Genomic DNA, 18,698 nt, shown 5'->3' on the forward strand with positions numbered 1-18,698 from the left:
CCGCCGGGTCGCGGCTCGGGCTGAGACCAGTTGTGCGCGTCGTCGGCGCCAAAGTGTGCACCATGGACCGGTTCCGTGGTGAGCCGGTCCGCGACGTGTCGCCTGAACAGTGGGCGACAGCGCGCTATTCCCGCCCGTTCAGGCGAGGAACCCGGCCGCTGCGAGCGCCTCCACGAAGTCGTCCCAGCCGTCGGCCGGGGCTCCGACCACCACGTTGCGGACGGGGTGGGACCCGAGCGTGAAGGTGCCGTCGAGCAGCGCGAACCGGCCGCCGGCCTCCTCGAGGACCAGTCCGCCGGCGGACCAGTCCCACGGCTGCGGACCGGCCTCGACGTAGCCGTCGCCGCCGCCCTCCGCCACGTGGCACAGGTCGAGCGAGCAGGAGCCCATCCGGCGGATGTCACGTACCTCGGGCAGCAGCCTGGCGACGCAGCCGGCCTGGTGCTCGCGCACCTCCCGCCGGTAGCCGAAGCCGGTGAGGACCAGGCGCTCGGCCAACGGCGGCGAGGGGCGCACGCGGATGGGCCGACCGTCCCGGGTCGCGCCGTGCCCGCGAGCGGCGGCGTACTCGACCCCGGCCGGGATCGTGACCACCGCACCCGCCACGACGCGGCCGTCGACCTCGGCGGCGACGGAGACGGCGCAGTCGGGGAGGCCGTAGAGGTAGTTCACCGTGCCGTCGATGGGGTCCACGACCCACCGCACGCCGGACGTGCCGGGTCGGTCGTCGCCCTCCTCGCCGAGGATGGCGTCGTCGGGCCGGGCGGCGGTGATGCGCTGGCGGATGAGGGACTCGACCGCGCGGTCGGCCTCGGTGACCACGTCGACGGCGCTGGTCTTGGTGTCAGCGACCCCGATGCCCCCGACCCGCATCTCGCGTGCGAGCGCGGCACCGTCGTGCGCCAGCGTGCGCGCCAGGTCGCGCAGGTCCGCCGCGGCGGCGATCACGAGTCGAGCCCGCACAGGGCCGGGCGCGGCCCACGCGGGTTGGGGCAGCAGCCGGCGCCGCACAGGTCCGGACCCGCGGGCATCGACCCGACGGCCGCCCGCTCGGCCTCCTCGCCCCGCTCGGCCGCGGACCGCTCGAGGAGCAGGTCGCGCACCATCGCCACGAATCGCGGGTCGACGCCGGGGGTCGCCGCACGCACCGCCTGCACGCCCAGGCGCTCGGCGGTGGCCAGCGCCTCGGTGTCGAGGTCGTAGATGACCTCCATGTGGTCGGAGACGAAGCCGATGGGCACCAGCACGACCTGGGTGACCCCGTCGCGGGCCAGCTCCTCGAGGTGGTCGTTGACGTCGGGCTCGAGCCACGGCGTCGACGGCGCGCCCGAGCGGGAGCAGTAGACGAGGTCGTGCCGGCGGTCCTGACCGGTCGCCGCCCGGACGCGGGCGGCGACCTCGTCGGCGGCGCTGAGGTGCTGCGGCACGTACGCCGGGCGCGGCTGCCCGCGGCCGTCCTCCGAGCCGCTGGTCTCGGCCATCGCGGTCGGGATCGAGTGCGTGACGAACACGAGGCGGGCCGCGTCGCCGCCGGCGGGCAGCTGCGCCAGCGCCGCCAGGCAGGCGTCGACCACTGGCTCGATGAAGCCGGGGTGGTTGTAGTACTGCCGGAGCTTGTCGAGCCGGGGCGCGCCCGGCACCTCCTGAACCGCGTCCCAGAGGTTCTCGCGGTACTGACGGCACGAGGACCACGAGGAGTAGGCCGACGTGGCGAGAACCGCGGCGCGGCTGATGCCGTCTGCGGTCATCCGGCGCAGCGTGTCGGCGAGGTAGGGGTCCCAGTTGCGGTTGCCGAAGTAGACCGGCAGGTCGATGCCCTGCTCGGCGAGGTCCTGCTCGAGGGCGGCGATGAGGGCGCGGTTCTGGTCGTTGATGGGGCTCTTGCCCCCGAAGAGGAAGTAGTGCTGGCCCACCTCCTCGAGCCGCTCGCGCGGGATGCCGCGGCCTCGGGTCACGTTCTCGAGGAACGGCACCACGTCCTCCGGCTTCTCCGGTCCCCCGAAGGAGAGCACGAGGAGCGCGTCGTACGGCTTCACGTCGGGGTGACCCGCAGGATTCATGCTGCCAGCGTAGAGCGGCCTACCATCGCGCTGATGCTCGACTCCTACCGCCGGGTGCTGGCCCGCCCGGGCGCCCTCGCCTTCAGCAGTGCCGCACTCGTCGCCCGGCTGCCGATCTCCATGGTCGGGCTCGGGATCGTGCTCCTCGTCGAGGCGCGCACCGGCTCCTACGGGCTGGCCGGCACCGTGTCGGCGGTGTTCGTCCTCGCGGAGGCGGCGTTCGCCGTGCTGCACGGACGATGGGTCGACCACTACGGCCAGGCGCGCGTGCTGCCGCTCGCGATCTCCGTCTTCGGCGCCGGCCTGGCTCTGATGATGATGGCGGTCGAGCAGGACTGGTCGGGGCCGTGGACCTACGTCTTCGCGGCCGTCGCGGGCGCCGCCCTCCCCCAGGTCGGCGCGAGCGTGCGCACCCGCTGGTCGCACCTGCTCGACGACGGGAGCGAGAAGCAGACCGCGTTCGCGCTCGAGGCGGTGCTCGACGAGGTCGTCTTCGTGGTCGGGCCGGTGCTCGTCACGCTGCTGGCCACGAGCTGGCACCCGGTCGCCGGACTCACCGCGGCCCTCGTCACGGGGGTCGTGGGCACGTTCGCCTTCGCAGCACAGCGCCGCACCGAGCCGCCGGCCGGCCGGGCCGCGCCGTCGGGGGCGCGGGCCCCGATGCCGTGGCGGCTGGTCCTGCCGCTCGCGCTGGTCTGCCTCACCCTGGGCGCCCTGTTCGGCGCGGCCGAGGTCACGACCGTGGCCTTCGCCGAGGAGCGGGGCGAGCGCTGGGTCGCCGGATGGCTGCTCGCCGCGTGGTCCCTCGGCAGCCTCGTGGCGGGACTCGTCACCGGCGCCGTCGCCTGGCACAGCGGTCCGGACGCGCGCCTGCGGTGGGGCTCGGCGGCGATGGCGCTGGCCATGGCGCCGCTGATGTTCGTCTCCTCCATCCCGCTCATGGCCGTCGTGCTGCTCGTCGGGGGCCTGGCGATCGCGCCGACGATGATCGGCGCGATGACGATGGTCGAGCAGGGCGTCCACCCGAGCCGGCTCACCGAGGGGATGGCGATCCTGCACACCGGGATCGTCGCCGGGGTCGCGCCCGGTGCGAGCATCGCCGGCTTCGTGGTCGACCACAGCGGCGCGTCCGCCGCCTACGCCGTGGCGCTCGGCGGCGGGATCCTCGGCGCCCTCGGCGCCCAGGTCGCCCGCCAGCCCGCGCCTCGCGCCGACCGCGACCCCGCGCCGGTGCGCTGACCCCCACCGGGCGATGCCCTAGCGTGCGGGCATGACCGCACGCGCGCACGACCACGTCTGGCGCAACTGGTCCGGACTGGAGCAGGCGGTGCCTCGTCAGGTGGAGACCCCCGCGTCGGTCGCCGCCGTCGTCGACGCCGTACGCCGGGCCCGCGAGGACGGCACGACGGTGAAGATGGCCGGCACCGGGCACAGCTTCACCGCCATCGCGGCCCCCGAGCACACGCTCCTGCGCCCGGACGCGCTCAGCGGCGTCCTCGCCGTCGACCGGGAGGCGATGACGGTGACGGCGCGCGCCGGCACGCCGCTGAAGGACCTCAACCTCGCCCTCGAGCGGCTGGGCCTGTCGTTGCACAACATGGGCGACATCGCCGAGCAGACCCTCGCCGGCGCCACGTCGACCGGCACGCACGGCACCGGCGGGACCGCCGCCGGGCTGGCGGCCCAGCTCGCCGGCCTCGAGCTGGTCACGGGCACCGGCGAGGTGCTGCGCGCCTCCGCGACCGAGCACCCCGACGTCTTCGACGTCGCCCGGGTGGGGCTCGGGGCGCTCGGGATCCTCACCAGCCTGACCTTCCACGTCGAGCCGCTCTTCGTCGTCGAGGCCCACGAGCAGCCGATGACCTGGGAGCGCGCCCTCGGCTCCTACGACGAGATGGTGGCCGCGGCCCACCACGTCGACATGTACTGGTTCCCCCACACCGACCGCCTCCTGGTCAAGCAGAACGTCCGCACCGACCTCGAGCCCGGCGAGCAGCGGCCGCCGTCCCGGCTGGCGTCGTGGTGGGAGGACGAGCTGGTGTCGAACAGCGTCTTCGGCGGACTGTGCCGCGCCGGCTCGCGCGTGCCTGCGCTGGTCCCCCGCATCAACCGGCTCGCCGGCCGTGCCCTCTCCGAGCGCCGCTACAGCGATCTCGCCCACCGCGTCTTCGTGACGCCCCGACGGGTGCGGTTCCGGGAGATGGAGTACGCCGTCCCGCGGGAGGTCGGCCTCGACGTGCTCCGCGAGTGCCGCCGCGTCATCGATGCCAGCGACTGGCGGATCGCGTTCCCCGTCGAGGTCCGCACGGCTCGCGCCGACGACGTGCCGCTGTCGACCGCGCACGGGCGCGACAGCCTGTACCTCGCCTTCCACGTCCCGGCCGGCACCGACCACCGGCCCTTCTTCGGGGGCCTGGAGCCGCTGCTGCGCGAGGCGGGCGGACGACCCCACTGGGGCAAGGTCCACACGCGCACGGCAGCGGACCTGGCGCCGGCGTACGAGCGCTTCGGCGACGTCCTCGCCATGCGCGAGCGGCTCGACCCGGACCGGGTGTTCGCCAACGCCCACCTCCGGCGCGTGCTCGGCGACTGAACGGCGCCGCCGGCGCACCGGGGACGCCGCGGCTCAGACGTTGGCCGGGCCCCTCGGCAGCGGCGCGCGCCAGCCGCGCACGAGCGCCAGCAGGCGCCACCCGAGACAGGTCGCGAAGCCCGCGGCCGCGACGACCAGCAGGGGCAGGCCGAGGCGGTCCAGCACCACCACCACCCCCGCCCCGGCCAGTGCCGGCGTGGCGTAGAGGACGCCCTCGAAGATCACCGGGACGCTGCCCGCCAGGACGTCGCGGATCATCCCGCCGCCGATCCCGGTGACCATGCCGAGCAGCGCCGCCGGCAGGGGCTCCAGGCCGAAGTCCAGCGCCTTGAGGGCGCCCGTCACGCAGAACAGGGCCAGGCCGAACGCGTCGAGCACCGTGATCGTGCGCTCCATCCGGCCGACCGTCGGGTGGAAGACGAACGTGAGCAGGCCGGCCGCGACCGGGACCAGCAGGTAGCGCCAGTCGGCGAGCGCGGCGGGCGGCGTGGCACCGATGAGGACGTCGCGGATGAAGCCGCCGCCGAGCCCGGTGACCCCGCCGAGCACCAGGGCGGCGAAGAGGTCGAGGTTGCGGCGGACGGCCACCAGGGCGCCGGCGACCGCGAAGACGAAGATGCCGGTCAGGTCGAGCACGACCAGCGTCGCGGCGAAGTGCGTGTCGGGCACCCGGGAAGCCTAGGGCGCGCCGCGGGCGCAACGGCGCCGGGGCACCGCGCTGGCGTAGGCTCGACGCAACGGATGCAGCCGTGCACCGACCGCCCCTCACCGCCCGCTACCCGACCGCCACCCGACCGCCACCCGTCACCGCCGCAGGCAGGAGTCCGCCGTCCATGGCCAAGCTGACGTTCACCGGACGCAGCGGGGACGGCAAGCGCCTGCTGCTGGTGGACGAGTCGGGCCAGCAGCACTCCCTGGCGATCGACGCACGGCTCCGCCGCGCCCTGGCGGGCGCACCCGACAGCAACGGCCAGTTGGAGATCCCGATGCAATCAAGCCTCCGCCCCCGCGACATCCAGACGCGCATCCGCGCCGGTGAGAGTCCCGAGGCGGTGGCACACGCCGCGGGCACGTCGGTCGAGAAGATCATGCCCTTCGCCGCCCCCGTGATGGCCGAGCGCGCCCACGTCGCCGAGCGGGCCCAGCTCGCGTCCGTGCGCCGCCGCGCCACCGAGTCGGGTGCGCGCACGCTCGGCGAGGCCGTGAGCGCCCACCTGCGCTCGCACAACGTCGACCCGAGCAGCGTGGAGTGGGACGCCTGGCGCCGCGAGGACGGGCGCTGGACGCTCACCGGGGTCTTCGACGTGGCCGGGCGCTCCGGCATCGCGACCTTCTCCCACGACCCCCGCGGCAACTTCGTGACCGTCGACGACGAGGACGCCCACTGGCTGGTCGGTGACGCGGCGCCGTCCGCCGCCGAGCACGCCCCCGAGCACGACGCCCGGCCCGGCCCCGAGGCCGCCGACGACGAGCTCGCGGCCCGCCGGCGCCGGCTCAGCGCGGTCGGCGACGTGCCGCTGGGCGACGACGCGATCGAGATGGTCGCCGGCGAGCAGTCCGCCACCGAGACGACCATGGAGCTCTTCGACGAGGGGCTCGATGCGCAGCCGGCCGCTGCCGACGCCGAGGAGGACGGCCAAGGCCGATCCGCCGCCGACCCCGCCGGCAGGTCCGAGCCCGACGCGGCCGGACCCGCCGCCCAGGCCCCCGCGGAGCCGCGCCGGCCCGCGAGGAAGCGCGGCCGCGCGTCGGTCCCGAGCTGGGACGAGATCATGTTCGGCGGCGGCAAGAGCGAGTGAACCGGCCGAGGGCGGCGCGGGTCCGCGGCGGGTGAGTGGCCAGTGCGCCTGCTGCAGCTCAACGTCCACCCGCTGAAGTCCGGGGCCGTCCGGCCGGTCCCCGCCGCCGACGTGCTGCCGCGCGGCCTGGCCGACGACCGCTCCTGGATGCTCGTCGACGGCGAGGGTCGTCTCGTCTCGGCCCGTGAGGCGCACGCGACGTTCACCATCGTGGCCGACACGCCCGCCACCGACCCCACGGTGACCTCCGCCCTCCGGCTCCGTGCGCCCGGGCGGGCCGACCTGGAGCTCGACGTCCCGGACGCCGACCCGGTGGCCGTGCGGCTGTTCTCCCAGGACCTGTGGGCGACGCCTGCGGGGGACGACGCGGACGAGTGGGTCCGAGCCGTCGTCGACCGCCCCGACGTACGCCTGGTGTGGTGCCACGATCCGCGGAGCCGCACCCTCCAGCCGGGGTTCTCCGTGCCCGGCGACCACACCGCGTTCGCCGACTCCTTCCCCGTGACCATCGCCTCCCTCGCCTCGCTGCGGCAGCTGCACGACTGGATCACCGAGCGCGCCCTCGAGACGGGCGAGGATCCGCCGGAGCCGCTGCCCGTCGAGCGGTTCCGCGCCAACCTCGTCGTCGACGGCGACGAGCCGTTCGCCGAGGACCGGTGGACGCACGTGGTCGTCGGGGACGTCCGGTTCCGGCTGGGCAAGCCGGTCAGCCGGTGCGTGATGACGGCGATCGACCTGCACACGCTGGCGACCGGCCGGGAGCCGATCCGGACGCTCGCGCGCCACCGCCTCGTCGGGGGCAAGACGCTGTTCGCCGTGCACCTGGTGCCCGAGACCGTCGGGCGGATCGCCGTCGGCGACGAGGTCACGGCCGACTGATCACCCGGTGGCGACCGGGCGCGACGGATCGGTGACCCAGCCGCTCCAGCTGCCCGGGTAGAGCGCCGCGCGGATGCCGGCCACCTCCATCGCGAGCAGGTCGTGCGCCGCCGTGACCCCCGACCCGCAGTAGGCCGCGACGGAGCCGGCGGTGTCGGCGCCGACGCGGGCGTACCTCGCCCGGAGCTCGGCCGGCGACCGGAAGCGCCCCCGCTCGTCGAGGTTGTCGGTGGTCGGGACGTTGACCGCGCCCGGGATGTGCCCGGCCACCGGGTCGACGGGCTCGGTCTCCCCGCGGTAGCGCTCGGGCGCGCGCGCGTCGACGAGCACCTCGACGTCGAGCACGTCGTCGGCCCCGACCACGGCGGCCCCCTTGGACGCCGCCACCGTGAAGTCGCCCGGCGCGGGGTGCGTCTCCCCCACCTCGACGGGGTGCCCCTCCTCGAGCCAGGCCGTCCACCCGCCGTCCAGGACACGCACGTCACGGTGTCCGTGGTGACGCAGCAGCCACCAGGCGCGCGCGGCGGCCCGACCCTGCCAGTCGTCGTAGACCACGACGGGCCGGTCGTCCCGCACGCCGGCGCGCCGCATGGCGGCGGCGAACCGCGCCTCGTCGGGCAGCGGGTGACGCCCGCCCTCGCCGGGCGGGTCGGCGAGGTCCTCGTCGAGGTCGACGTACGCCGCCCCCGGCACGTGCCCGGAGGCGTGCGCCTCGCGGCCGGGCGGGCCACCCAGCGCGTAGCGGACGTCGAGCACGGTGACGCGCGCCTGTTCGTCGGCGAGGTCGGCGGCGAGGTCGGCGGGGCTGATGAGCGGGCCGCTGGCGTCCATGACCGGCACGGTAGCCGCCCGGCGGGGCCGTCGCTGTGACAAGATCGCCCGGACATGGCTGAGCTGCACTTCTTCACGGGCACGATGGACTCCGGCAAGTCGACGCTGGCGCTCCAGACCAACCACAACCACGCCGCCCGCGGACGCGTCGGCCGCATCTTCACCACGCACGACCGGGCGGGCCAGGCGGTGGTCTCGAGCCGGCTCGGCCTCACCCACGACGCGCTCGAGGTCGACGGCGGCTTCGACTTCTGGGCCTACGTCGTCGCCACGCTCACGCGCGGCGGCCGCATCGACTACCTCATCTGCGACGAGGCCCAGTTCTACACCGCGGAGCAGATCGACCAGCTCGCCAAGGTCGTCGACGAGCTGCAGATCGACGTGTTCGCCTTCGGCATCCTCACCGACTTCCGCTCGGTGCTCTTCCCGGGCAGCGCCCGTCTCGTCGAGCTCGCCGACCGGATGAACGTGCTCCAGGTCGAGGCGCTGTGCTGGTGCGGCAAGCGCGCCACGCACAACGCGCGCACGGAGAACGGCGTGATGGTGGTGGAGGGCGAGGTGATCGTCGTCGGCGACGTCGACCAGGTCGACGAGCCCGCCGCCGACGTGGCCTACGAGGTGCTCTGCCGCCAGCACCACCGGCGCCGGCTCACGGCCGCTCGCGCCAAGGCCGTCTCCCTGGCCCCCGAGCCCCTGCCCTTCGGCTGAGGCCCGCGCGAGCGCGACGCGCGCCGCGGCGCGTCGGACGACCAGAACTTTGTCAGTACGTCCCCGAACCCGCGGGACCGGGCCGCCGGAGGCGGTTCCGGTCGACCGACACGCCGACCTGGCTGTGAGTCTCCTGGCGACTCACGGGCGGGGATCAGCCGACGAGCACCGGGATCAGCATCTCGGCCGGAGTGAGCGAGCCGTGCAGCCCCACGAGGGTGTCCTCGTAGGGGAAGTCGCGCGTGGAGATGATCGCGGCGTCGCCGTGGCAGGCGACCATCACGTCGCCCAGCCGTGGCAGGACGCCGGGCGCGACGTCGCCGAACCAGCCGCGGCCGACCGCGTCCTCGCGGGTCAGCACGGTCGCCGCGTCACCCAGCACCTCGCGCCAGGTGTCGACGACGTCGGCGACGGCGCCCGCCGAGCAGTAGAGGTGGCGGAAGCGCGCCTCGCCGCCGAGCAGGGCCACGCCGTCGCGCATCCCCTCGACCTCGTCCACGTCGACGCGGGACGTCCGAGGGCTGTCGACCATGCCGTGGTCGGCGACGACGAGCAGCCGCGTCGACGCCGGGAGCGCCTCGCGCAGCTGCTCGGCCTCCGCGTCGACCATCGCGAGCTGCTGGAGCCACTGCGTCGACGCGACGCCGAACTTGTGCCCGGTCCAGTCGAGGTCGGAGTCGTAGACGTAGGTCAGCGAGGGCTCGTCGGCCGAGGCGGCGACGGTGGCCGCGATCCGCTCGCCCACCCGGTCCGCGCCGACGTACGTCGCTCCGCGCTGCGAGGCGACGGTCAGGCCCGTGCCGTCGAAGTCGCGCTTGTTGACCGAGGTGACGTGGACGCCGGCGCGGGCCAGCCGTCCGAGCGCCGTGGGGTGCGGCTGCCACTCGACCGGGTCGACGGTCTTGTCCCACCAGAGGTGGTTGAGCAGCCGGTCGGTGCCGGGGATGCGGGCGGTGAAGCCGACCAGCCCGTGGACACCCGGGGCGAGCCCGGTGCCGAGGGAGGTGAGCGACGTGGCGGTGGTGGACGGCACGCCGGCGGTACCGGTCGCGGCGCCCTCGGCGAGCGAGGACAGGTACGGCGCGGCGTGGCCGTGGCGGGCGATCAGCTCCGCCCCCATCCCGTCGACGAGGAAGACGACGTACGACGGCGCCTCGGGCAGCTCGAGCCCCACGGGGTGGCCGTCGAGCGGGACGCCGAGGGCCCGGGCGACCGACGGGACGACGTCGGCCAGCGAGCGGTCGCCGTAGGCCGGCGGCAGGAAGCCGGACGGGCCCGCACCGGGGGCGGCGGTCACGCGATGCTCATCCGCGGGTCCGCGCGGAGAGCGCGTCGGAGAAGGCCAGCAGCCCGGCGACCGCGTCGGCGCCCTCGGCCGCGGCGGAGACGCGCAGGGTGTAGTCGTCGCCGGCCAGGGTGCCGGTGTAGCCGTGGTCGGCGTCGCAGTCGGGGTCCGAGCAGCCGGCAGGCTCGAGGTCGATGCGGCCCACGCCGCCCCAGCCGATCGTCAGCACCGCCTCCGCCGGCGGGGCGACGCCGGCCGTGGGGTTGGCGACCATCCGGGTGACGACCACCGTCCTGATCGAGGTCAGCGTGACCGCCTCGGTGGTCGTCGAGGTGTACGGCTCGGGCAGCAGGTCGTCGCCCGGGTGCTCGTCGGTGTGCGCGATCACCAGCCGCGTCGGCGTGAGCAGCAGCGCCGTGAGGTGGCGGCGCACCTCCTCGTGGTCGAACGTCGTCTCGTGGTGGACGAAGTAGGAGAGGACCTCCTCGCCGCCGGCGGCCGAGAAGACGCCGTCGGTCACGACCTCGGGGTAGTAGCCGGTGCGGTGGATCGCCTGGCGGAGGTCGTGGGAGACGTCCGCGTCACGGGTGGAGCGGGGCATGGTCGCAGTCTGTCACGCGGGGCTCAGTCGGGCAGCGTGTCCCCGGGCATCGTGCTGAGCCGGCGCACGAACCAGTCCGAGCGCGGGTCCTTCACCGGCTCCACGCGCACCGACGCGCCCAGCACCGTCGCTCCGTGGGCGCCGGCGAGGACGAGCGGCAGCTGCAGGGCGCGCACCTGGGGCAGGTCGTGCTGGAGCTGCGCCACCTGGCGCACCAGCCGCTCGATCTCCCCCACGTCGACGATCTCGCTGCCGCGGTAGCCGAACAGCAGCGGCGAGGCCTTGATCTCGCGGACCATGTCCTGGGCGTCGTGGTCGGCCAGCGGCGGGATGCGGAAGGACCGGTCGCCGAGGAGCTCGGTGAGCGGACCGCTGATGCCGAACGACAGCACGGGCCCGAAGAGCGGGTCCTCCATGGTCGCGATCGTGACGGGCACGCCCGGCGGTGCGTTGCGCTGCACCACGAAACCGGCCCGGTCGGGGTCGGTGATGACCTGGTTGAGCGCGCGCCACGCGCTGGCCATGGCGTCCGCGTCGTCGATGTTGCGCCACACGTGGGCGAGGTCGGGGCGGTCGCGCAGGTGGTCGGCCGTCGCCTTGAGCACGACGTCCCAACCGAGCGCCTCCCCCGCGGTGAGCGCCTCGTCGAGCGTCGCCACGGCGTAGGTCTCCCACAGGTCGATGCCGTAGGCGCCCAGCAGGCGGCTCTGCTCCTCGAAGTCGAGGTCCCGGCCCTCGGGATGGCGCATCAGCACCTCGTTGACGAGGTGGCGAGCAGCGTCGAGGTCGTTGACGGCCGGCTCGGTGATCGTCGTCTGCGGGACCCGCAACCACACGGCGTACTCCACCACCCGCGCGAGCGCGCGGACCGCGGCCTCCACGGCGGGGTACGACGGCACGGACCCCCGGCCGGCGCTGGAGCCGGCGACGTCGGGCACGCGCAGCAGCTCGGGGACGCCCTCGGTGCCGAGGAACGTCGACACGATCGGCTTGTCGGATTGCTCGCCGACGGCGGCGAGCACGTTGGCGACGTCCTCGCGCGCCCCGGCGACGTTGAGCGGCGGGATGAAGATGGCGACCACCGCGTCGACCTCCGGGTCGTCGATCGCGGCGTCGAGGGCGTCCTCGAAGTCCTCGGCGGTCGCATCGGCGCCGAGCGCCTCCTGCCGGTTGACCACGAGGCCGACGGAGTTGGCGGCGTCGACGGCGAGCAGGCCCAGGGCGTCGGAGTTGCCGACGATCGCGACCCGGCGCCCGCGCGGCAGCGGCTGGTGGGCGAGCAGCTGGGCGACGTCGAACATCTCCTCCAGCGACTCGACCTGGATGATCCCGGCCTGCCGGAACATCGCGTCCACGGCCTCGGCGGGCGCACCGATCTTGCGGACCGCGTGGCCCATGGGCACGCCCTGCGAGCTGCGGCCGGACCGCACGGCCACGATCGGCTTGCGGCGGCTGACCCGCCGGGCGATGCGCGAGAACTTGCGCGGGTTGCCGATCGACTCGAGGTACAGCAGCACCACCTCGGTGGCGTCGTCCTCCTCCCAGTACTGGAGGAGGTCGTTGCCGGACACGTCGGCGCGGTTGCCGGCGCTGACGAACGTGGTGAGGCCCAGTCCGCGGTTCTGCACCTTCTCGAGGATCGCCGAGCCGAGGGCGCCGGACTGGGAGAAGAAGCCGGCGCGGCCCCGCGGCGGCATCACCGAGGACAGGGACGCGTTGAGCTGGACGTCGGGATCGGTGTTGATGATGCCGAGCGCGTTGGGACCGATGAGGCGCAGGCCGTAGGAGCGCGAGAGCCCCACCAGGCGGCGCTGGCGCATCCGGCCCTCCTCGCCCGTCTCCGCGAAGCCGGACGAGATCACGACCAGGCCGTGGACGCCCTTGGCGGCGCAGTCGAGCACGACGTCCTGCACCGACTCCGCCGGGACCGCGACGATCGCGACGTCCACCTCGCCGGGGATCTCCCCCACCGTCTTCCACGCCGGCATGCCCGACACCGAGTCGGCGCTGGGGTTGACGACGTGGATGCGCCCGGTGAAGTTGCCGAGCACGAGGTGGCGCACGAGCGCCTGCCCGATCGTGTCCTGGCGGCGGCTGGCCCCGATGATGGCGACCGACCTGGGCGCGAAGAACCGCTCGATCGAGGCGTACTCCGCGCGGTGCTCGCGCCGCTCCATGACCCCGATCGCGGTCTCGGTGGGGTCGATGCGGAACACCAGCTCCATCACGCCGTCCTCGAAGGCGCTCCTGACCTGGTAGCCGGCGTCCTTGAAGGTGTGGATCATCGGCTGGTTGTCGGGGAGCACCTCGGCGACGAACTCCTCGATGCCGCGCTCGCGCCCCGCCTGCGCGAGGTGCTCGAGCAGCAGCTGGCCGATGCCGCGGCCCTGGTGGCGGTCCTCCACGAGGAAGGCCACCTCGGCGTAGCCGGGGCGGATCGTGTCGTAGCGACCGACGGCGATCATCTGGCCGGCGACGAGCAGGATCATCGCCACGCGGTCGCGGTGGTCGACCCGGGTGAAGCGGTCGAGGTCGCGCTCGGACAGCTCGGGCATCGGGGAGAAGAAGCGGTAGTACTTCGACTGGTCGGAGACGCGGCTGTAGAACTCGACGAGCAGCTCGCGGTCCTCCGGCTGGATGGGCCGGATGTGTGCCGTGCGCCCGTCGCGCAGCAGGACGTCCGCCTCCCAGTGCCGCGGGGGCGGCGGAACGGTCGACAGCTCGTGCGCTTCGGTCACGGCTGCAATCTATCGGCTGGGCGACGCCCGGCGCCCGTCCCCCGACGGAACGACGCGACCCGCACCGGCGTGCCCCCGTGGGGTCGCGGGGACGGAGCGGGGAGAATGCACGCCATGGCACGACGCACGGCGAAGCAGCCCCTCCCGGACGACTTCGAGGAGCACATCCTCGACACCGACATCCGCGACGAGATGCAGACCTCGTTCCTGGAGTACGCCTACTCCGTCATCTACTCCCGCGCGCTGCCTGACGCCCGCGACGGCCTCAAGCCGGTGCAGCGCCGCATCCTCTACACGATGGACGACATGTCGCTGCGGCCCGACCGCGGGCACGTGAAGAGCGCGCGCGTCGTCGGCGAGGTGATGGGCCGGCTGCACCCCCACGGCGACGGCGCGATCTACGACGCGCTCGTCCGGATGGCGCAGCCGTGGTCGATGCGGCTGCGGACCGTCGACGGCCACGGCAACTTCGGCTCCCCCGACGACGCCCCCGCGGCGATGCGCTACACCGAGTGCCGGATGGCGCCGGCGGCGGTGGCGATGACCGCCTCGATCGACGAGGACACCGTCGACTTCAAGCCCAACTACGACTCCCGCGAGATGGAGCCGGTGGTCCTGCCGGCCGCGATCCCGCACCTGCTCGTCAACGGCTCCGCCGGCATCGCGGTCGGCATGGCCACCAACATCGCCCCGCACAACCTCGTCGAGGTGGTCCAGGCGCTCAAGCACCTCATCACCCACCCGGGCGCGAGCCTCGACGACCTCATGCGGTTCGTCCCCGGGCCCGACCTGCCGACCGGCGGCAAGATCGTCGGGCTCGACGGCATCCGCGACGCCTACGAGTCGGGCCGCGGCACCTTCCGCATGCGCGCCACCGCCCGCATCGAGTCGGTCACCCCGCGCCGCAAGGGGATCGTGGTCACCGAGCTCCCCTACGGCGTCGGTACCGAGCGGGTCATGGAGCAGATCAAGAAGCTCGTCCTGGGCAAGAAGCTGCAGGGCATCGCCGACATCAAGGACCTCAGCGACCGCGACAACGGCCTGCGTCTGGTCATCGAGGTCAAGAACGGCTTCGTCCCCGAGGCGATCCTCGAGCAGCTCTACCGCCAGACCGCGATGGAGGACTCCTTCGGCATCAACGCCGTCGCCCTCGTCGACGGCCAGCCGCGCACCCTGGGCCTCAAGCAGCTGCTCGAGGTGTTCCTCGGGCACCGCTTCGAGGTCGTACGCCGTCGCTCCGTGTTCCGCCGCACGAAGGCCGCCGACCGGCTGCACCTCGTCGACGGCCTGCTCGTCGCGATCCTCGACATCGACGAGGTCATCCAGGTCATCCGGTCCTCCGACAACGCCGCGGCCGCCAAGGAGCGCCTGATCTCGGTCTTCGACCTGTCCGAGGCGCAGGCCGACTACATCCTCGACATGCCGCTGCGCCGCCTCACCAGGTTCTCCAAGCTCGAGCTCGAGAAGGAGAAGAGCGAGCTCGAGCGCACCATCGAGTACCTCGACGCGATCCTCGCCGACGAGAAGCTGCTGCGGAAGGTCGTCTCCGACGAGCTGGGCGACGTCGCCAAGGAGCACGGCACGCCGCGCCGCACGGTCCTGCTCGCCTCGGCCGGCACCGCCGTCACGGCCGCCTCGACCACGCCGCTGGAGGTCGCCGACGACCCCTGCTTCGCGCTCCTGTCCTCCAGCGGCCTGCTCGCCCGTACGACGTCGGCGGCCCCGCCCGGCCACGGCGAGGGCCGCGCCAACCACGACGTCGTCACGAGCGCCGTGCGCACGACCGCGCGCAGCGAGGTCGGCGTGGTCACCAGCCGCGGCCGGCTGGTGAGGGTCGGGGTGCTCGACATGCCGGAGCTGCCCGACTCGGCCAACGACCCCAACCTGCAGGGCGGCCTGCCGCTCAGCGAGGTCCTGTCGCTCGAGGCAGGTGAGCGTCCCCTGGCCCTGACGTCGCTGGCGACCGACGGTCCCGGCCTCGCCCTCGGCACCCGCGACGGCGTCGTGAAGCGCGTCAACCCCGAGGTGCTGGGCCGCGACGAGTGGGAGGTCATCGGGCTGCGGGACGGCGACGAGGTCGTCGGCGCCGTCGAGCTGGTCACGGGCGAGGAGGAGCTCTGCTTCATCTCCACCGACGCCCAGCTGCTGCACTTCCCCGCGTCCGCGGTGCGCCCCCAGGGGCGTGCCGGCGGCGGCATGGCCGGCATCAAGCTCGGCGCCGGCCAGCAGGTCGCCTTCTTCGGCGCGTTCGACCCGGCGGGGGCCGTCGTGGTGACCGCCTCCGGCTCCTCGACCGCCCTGCCGGGCACGGAGGCCGGCGCGGTGAAGGTCACGCCGTTCAGCGAGTACCCGGCCAAGGGCCGGGCCACCGGAGGGGTCCGCAGCCATCGCTTCCTCAAGGGTGAGGACACCCTCGTGGCCGCCTGGGCCGGACCTGGCCCGGCGCGCGCGGCGGCGTCGAGCGGGGCTCCGGTGGACCTGCCCGACCCCACCGGGAAGCGCGACGGGTCGGGCGTGCCGGCAGCCCAGCCGATCGCGGCCGTGGCGTCCCCCGTCACCGCGCAGGTCGCCGCCCAGGTCGCCGCCCATGACTCCGGGGCCGCCGGTCCGGCGGCGGGCGCCGCCGCCACCCCTGTGGAAGGCTGACGCCATGCCCGCTCGAGGACCTGCACGGACCCACTCGCGGCCCGCCCGCGCCGCAGCACGACTCACGACCCGCGCGGCCGCGGTCGCGCTGGCCCTGCCGGTGCTCGCCGCCTGCTCGGGCGGCGGGAGCGGGAGCGGCCCGGGCGGGGACGACGGCCCGACGCCGGAGGAGGTGCTCGCCGAGGCGTCGGCGACCCTGACCGAGACCAGCGGCGTCGAGCTCACCCTCTCCACCGAGGCGCTGCCCGACGGCGTGTCCGGCATCACCCGCGCGGTGGGCACCCTGACGAACGCGCCCGCGTTCGAGGGCTCGATCACCGTCGTCTTCGCCGGGCAGAACGTCGACGTGCCGGTCGTCGCGGTCGACGACACGGTCTACGCCCAGCTGCCGTTCACCCCGGGGTGGAACGAGGTCGACCCCCAGGAGTACGGCGCCCCCGACCCGTCCGGCCTCATCGGCGACGACGGGTTCGCGGGGCTGCTCACGCTCACCGACTCACCCGAGGCGGGCGAGAGCGTGCGCGGCGGCGCCGACAACAGCGAGATCCTCACGACGTACACCGGCACGGTGCCCGGCAACGCCATGAAGTCGGTGATCCCGTCCTCCACCGGTGAGTCCTTCGACGTGGAGTGGCAGGTCAGCGACGAGGGCGAGCTTCGCAGGGCGACGCTCACCGGCGCCTTCTACCCGCGCGCCGACGAGATGACCTACACCGTCGACTTCGCCGACTACGGCACCGACAAGGACATCACCGCGCCGTGAGCGGGGCCACGGCCGCCGAGGTCACCCGCACCTCGCGGCTGCTCCTCGCGCTGGCGGCGGTCGCCGTCGCGATCGCCGCCGCCGACACGTACGTCGTGGTGCTGGCACTGCCCGACATGATGACCGGCGTCGGCGTGCCCATCGACCAGCTCCAGCGCGCCGCCCCCATCGTGAGCGGCTTCCTGCTCGGCTACGTCGCGATGCTGCCGCTCATCGGTCGGATCGCCGACCTCCGCGGGCGGGTCCCGGTGCTCGTCATGGCGCTCGTGCTGTTCGCCCTCGGGTCGCTCGTGACGACCGTCGCCTACGACATGCCCAGCATCGTGGCGGGGCGGTTCCTCCAGGGCGTCGGCGGAGGCGGCCTCGTGCCCGCCACCCTCGCGCTGGTCGCCGACCTCTACCCGGCGCACCGGCGCGGCGTCCCGCTCGGGGTCGTCTCGGCGGTCCAGGAGATCGGCTCGGTGCTCGGCCCGCTCTTCGGCGCGGCGGTCCTCGCCATCGCCGACTGGCGGGCGATCTTCGCGGTCAACCTGGCGGCGGGACTGGTCCTCGCCGCCGCGATCCGTGCCCTCGCGCCCCGGTCGGACGAGGCCCGGCGGCGCGTCGACGTGGTGGGCACCGCGCTGCTGCTCGCCGCCCTGGCCAGCGCCGCCATCGTGTTCCTGCGGCCCGCGCCGCTCATGCGCGACCTCACGTGGGGCCGGCTCTTCATCCCGTTCGCGGGCGACGGGCGCTGGCTGACCCCGATCGGCGCGACCACCGTCGCCGCCCTGGCGCTCCTGCTCGCCTGGTGCTGGTACGCCCCGCGGCCCCTGCTGGACCTGCGCGGCTGGACCCGCGTCCTCGTCGAGGCCGACCTGGCCGGCGCGCTGCTCCTCGCGGCCGCGCTCGGCGGCGTGATCCTCGCCTTCGCCACCGCCGACCCCAAGGTCGAGGTGTTCTCGCCACGCGGACGCTGGTACCTCCTGGGCGCGGTCGTCGCCGCCGCCGCCTTCGCCTGGCACGTGCGCCGCGCCGCCGACCCGCTCGTGCCGCGCGGTGCGCTGCGTCGTACGCCCGCCTGGGGCGCACTGCTGGTCAGCTTCTTCGTCGGCGCCGCCCTGATCGCCGCGCTCATCGACATCCCGCTGTTCGCCCGCACCACGGTCTACCCCGACGACCAGCTGCCCGCGGCCCTCGTGCTGGTGCGCTTCCTGGTCGCGCTGCCGGTCGGCGCGGTCGCCGGCGGCTACCTCATCCGCTTCCTCTCCCCGGGTCTCGTCACCGCCGTCGGCATGGTGATGGCGGCGGTGGCGTTCGTGCTCATGACCCGCTGGGGCCTCACGACGATCGAGGAGCCGGTCGCGAACCTCGCACTCGTCACCGGCGGGCTCGGGTTCGGCCTGGCGCTCGCGCCGGTCAACGCGGCGCTGCTCGCGTCCACCGACGACGACGTGCACGGCGTCGCCAGCGCGTTCGTCGTCGTCGCCCGGATGGTCGGGATGCTCGTGGGCATCTCCGCTCTCACCACCATCGGGCTGCGGCGCTACTACGCCGAGCAACGGGCCGTCCCCCCGGTGCAGGAGGTCTGCGACGGCGACAGCCGGTGCAAGGAGTTCTCCGACCTGCTCCGTGTCGCCGGCATCGCGCAGGAGCACGCCGTCTTCTGGGGCGCCGCCGGGTGTGCGGCGGTCGCCGCCGTCCTGGCACTCGTGCTGTTCCGCGACTTGCGGCCGACCCGGCTCACCGTCCGGGACGCCATCGGGTCGGGCGGCTGAGGCGCCCGGATCGCGGGGCCGGGCGCCCACCGGCGCCC

At 74.3% G+C, this 18,698-nt stretch carries 15 protein-coding genes; 8 read left to right on the plus strand and 7 right to left on the minus strand.

The genetic code is table 11. The features are described 5' to 3' along the window. Nucleotides 1-138: 138 nt before the first annotated feature. Together J3P38_RS11965 and J3P38_RS11970 are read right to left on the minus strand one after the other, a co-directional pair. Nucleotides 139-948, minus strand: coding sequence for an inositol monophosphatase family protein (locus J3P38_RS11965; protein WP_307807880.1), 810 nt, complete (start codon nucleotides 946-948; stop codon nucleotides 139-141). Beyond that, nucleotides 945-2,060, minus strand: coding sequence for a ferrochelatase (locus J3P38_RS11970; protein ID WP_210503800.1), 1,116 nt, complete (start codon nucleotides 2,058-2,060; stop codon nucleotides 945-947). The genes J3P38_RS11965 and J3P38_RS11970 overlap by 4 nt, the downstream gene beginning before the upstream one ends. 33 nt (nucleotides 2,061-2,093) lie before the next feature. Between J3P38_RS11970 and J3P38_RS11975 the strand changes: the two genes are divergently transcribed. Beyond that, nucleotides 2,094-3,299, plus strand: a complete 1,206-nt coding sequence (locus J3P38_RS11975; protein WP_210503801.1) for an MFS transporter — start codon at nucleotides 2,094-2,096, stop codon at nucleotides 3,297-3,299. A 31-nt stretch (nucleotides 3,300-3,330) separates the two neighbouring features. Continuing rightward, nucleotides 3,331-4,653, plus strand: coding sequence for a D-arabinono-1,4-lactone oxidase (locus J3P38_RS11980; protein ID WP_210503802.1), 1,323 nt, complete (start codon nucleotides 3,331-3,333; stop codon nucleotides 4,651-4,653). Between the two features lie 33 nt (nucleotides 4,654-4,686). Here J3P38_RS11980 and J3P38_RS11985 read toward each other — a convergent pair whose 3' ends face one another. Continuing rightward, a complete protein-coding gene (locus J3P38_RS11985; RefSeq protein WP_307807881.1) occupies nucleotides 4,687-5,322 on the minus strand; it encodes a trimeric intracellular cation channel family protein in 636 nt (211 codons plus the stop codon). Between the two features lie 164 nt (nucleotides 5,323-5,486). Between J3P38_RS11985 and sepH the strand changes: the two genes are divergently transcribed. Both sepH and J3P38_RS11995 read left to right on the plus strand, forming a co-directional pair. Next, nucleotides 5,487-6,452, plus strand: coding sequence for a septation protein SepH (gene sepH / locus J3P38_RS11990; RefSeq protein WP_210503803.1), 966 nt, complete (start codon nucleotides 5,487-5,489; stop codon nucleotides 6,450-6,452). A 42-nt stretch (nucleotides 6,453-6,494) separates the two neighbouring features. Continuing rightward, nucleotides 6,495-7,331 carry an MOSC domain-containing protein gene (locus J3P38_RS11995; protein WP_210503804.1) on the plus strand — a complete coding sequence of 279 codons (837 nt, stop codon included), beginning with the start codon at nucleotides 6,495-6,497 and terminating at the stop codon, nucleotides 7,329-7,331. Here J3P38_RS11995 and J3P38_RS12000 read toward each other — a convergent pair whose 3' ends face one another. After that, nucleotides 7,332-8,162 (minus strand): sulfurtransferase, encoded by an 831-nt coding sequence (locus tag J3P38_RS12000; RefSeq protein ID WP_210503805.1) that lies wholly within the window; start codon nucleotides 8,160-8,162, stop codon nucleotides 7,332-7,334. It abuts the gene before it with no gap. Between the two features lie 54 nt (nucleotides 8,163-8,216). On the opposite strand from J3P38_RS12000, the gene J3P38_RS12005 reads away from it, so the two are divergent. Next, a complete protein-coding gene (locus J3P38_RS12005; protein WP_210441049.1) occupies nucleotides 8,217-8,870 on the plus strand; it encodes a thymidine kinase in 654 nt (217 codons plus the stop codon). A gap of 154 nt (nucleotides 8,871-9,024) precedes the next feature. Here the strand turns inward: J3P38_RS12005 and J3P38_RS12010 are convergent, their stop codons facing one another. Genes J3P38_RS12010 through J3P38_RS12020 form a run of 3 tightly spaced genes read right to left on the minus strand, consistent with a single transcriptional unit; the run spans nucleotide 9,025 to nucleotide 13,494 of the window. Then, nucleotides 9,025-10,167 carry an alkaline phosphatase family protein gene (locus J3P38_RS12010; RefSeq protein ID WP_210503806.1) on the minus strand — a complete coding sequence of 381 codons (1,143 nt, stop codon included), beginning with the start codon at nucleotides 10,165-10,167 and terminating at the stop codon, nucleotides 9,025-9,027. Nucleotides 10,168-10,174: 7 nt separating this feature from the next. After that, the gene (locus J3P38_RS12015) at nucleotides 10,175-10,756 is read right to left on the minus strand and encodes a DUF5998 family protein (RefSeq protein WP_210441053.1); all 582 of its coding nucleotides are present in this window, start codon (nucleotides 10,754-10,756) and stop codon (nucleotides 10,175-10,177) included. A 23-nt stretch (nucleotides 10,757-10,779) separates the two neighbouring features. Beyond that, the gene (locus J3P38_RS12020) at nucleotides 10,780-13,494 is read right to left on the minus strand and encodes a bifunctional acetate--CoA ligase family protein/GNAT family N-acetyltransferase (protein ID WP_307807882.1); all 2,715 of its coding nucleotides are present in this window, start codon (nucleotides 13,492-13,494) and stop codon (nucleotides 10,780-10,782) included. Nucleotides 13,495-13,608: 114 nt separating this feature from the next. On the opposite strand from J3P38_RS12020, the gene J3P38_RS12025 reads away from it, so the two are divergent. The 3 genes from J3P38_RS12025 to J3P38_RS12035 are packed head-to-tail and all read left to right on the plus strand — an operon-like array spanning nucleotide 13,609 to nucleotide 18,660. Next, nucleotides 13,609-16,140: a DNA gyrase/topoisomerase IV subunit A gene (locus J3P38_RS12025; RefSeq protein ID WP_210503807.1), complete on the plus strand. Its 2,532-nt coding sequence runs from the start codon at nucleotides 13,609-13,611 to the stop codon at nucleotides 16,138-16,140. Nucleotides 16,141-16,144: 4 nt separating this feature from the next. Then, nucleotides 16,145-16,903: an LppX_LprAFG lipoprotein gene (locus J3P38_RS12030; RefSeq protein WP_210503808.1), complete on the plus strand. Its 759-nt coding sequence runs from the start codon at nucleotides 16,145-16,147 to the stop codon at nucleotides 16,901-16,903. Next, the gene (locus J3P38_RS12035) at nucleotides 16,900-18,660 is read left to right on the plus strand and encodes an MFS transporter (protein WP_210503809.1); all 1,761 of its coding nucleotides are present in this window, start codon (nucleotides 16,900-16,902) and stop codon (nucleotides 18,658-18,660) included. Before J3P38_RS12030 ends, J3P38_RS12035 begins: the two co-directional genes overlap by 4 nt. Nucleotides 18,661-18,698 lie beyond the last annotated feature (38 nt).

The sequence above is a fragment of the Nocardioides xinjiangensis genome (genome assembly GCF_017916455.1).
GTDB lineage: Bacteria > Actinomycetota > Actinomycetes > Propionibacteriales > Nocardioidaceae > Nocardioides > Nocardioides xinjiangensis.

Coding starts and splice junctions, on each gene's coding strand:
- J3P38_RS11970 (WP_210503800.1), bottom strand. CDS start 2,060: ATGAATCCTGCGGGTCACCCCGACGTGAAGCCGTACGACGCGCTCCTC.
- J3P38_RS11975 (WP_210503801.1), top strand. CDS start 2,094: ATGCTCGACTCCTACCGCCGGGTGCTGGCCCGCCCGGGCGCCCTCGCC.
- J3P38_RS11980 (WP_210503802.1), top strand. CDS start 3,331: ATGACCGCACGCGCGCACGACCACGTCTGGCGCAACTGGTCCGGACTG.
- sepH (WP_210503803.1), top strand. CDS start 5,487: ATGGCCAAGCTGACGTTCACCGGACGCAGCGGGGACGGCAAGCGCCTG.
- J3P38_RS12000 (WP_210503805.1), bottom strand. CDS start 8,162: ATGGACGCCAGCGGCCCGCTCATCAGCCCCGCCGACCTCGCCGCCGAC.
- J3P38_RS12005 (WP_210441049.1), top strand. CDS start 8,217: ATGGCTGAGCTGCACTTCTTCACGGGCACGATGGACTCCGGCAAGTCG.
- J3P38_RS12015 (WP_210441053.1), bottom strand. CDS start 10,756: ATGCCCCGCTCCACCCGTGACGCGGACGTCTCCCACGACCTCCGCCAG.
- J3P38_RS12025 (WP_210503807.1), top strand. CDS start 13,609: ATGGCACGACGCACGGCGAAGCAGCCCCTCCCGGACGACTTCGAGGAG.
- J3P38_RS12030 (WP_210503808.1), top strand. CDS start 16,145: ATGCCCGCTCGAGGACCTGCACGGACCCACTCGCGGCCCGCCCGCGCC.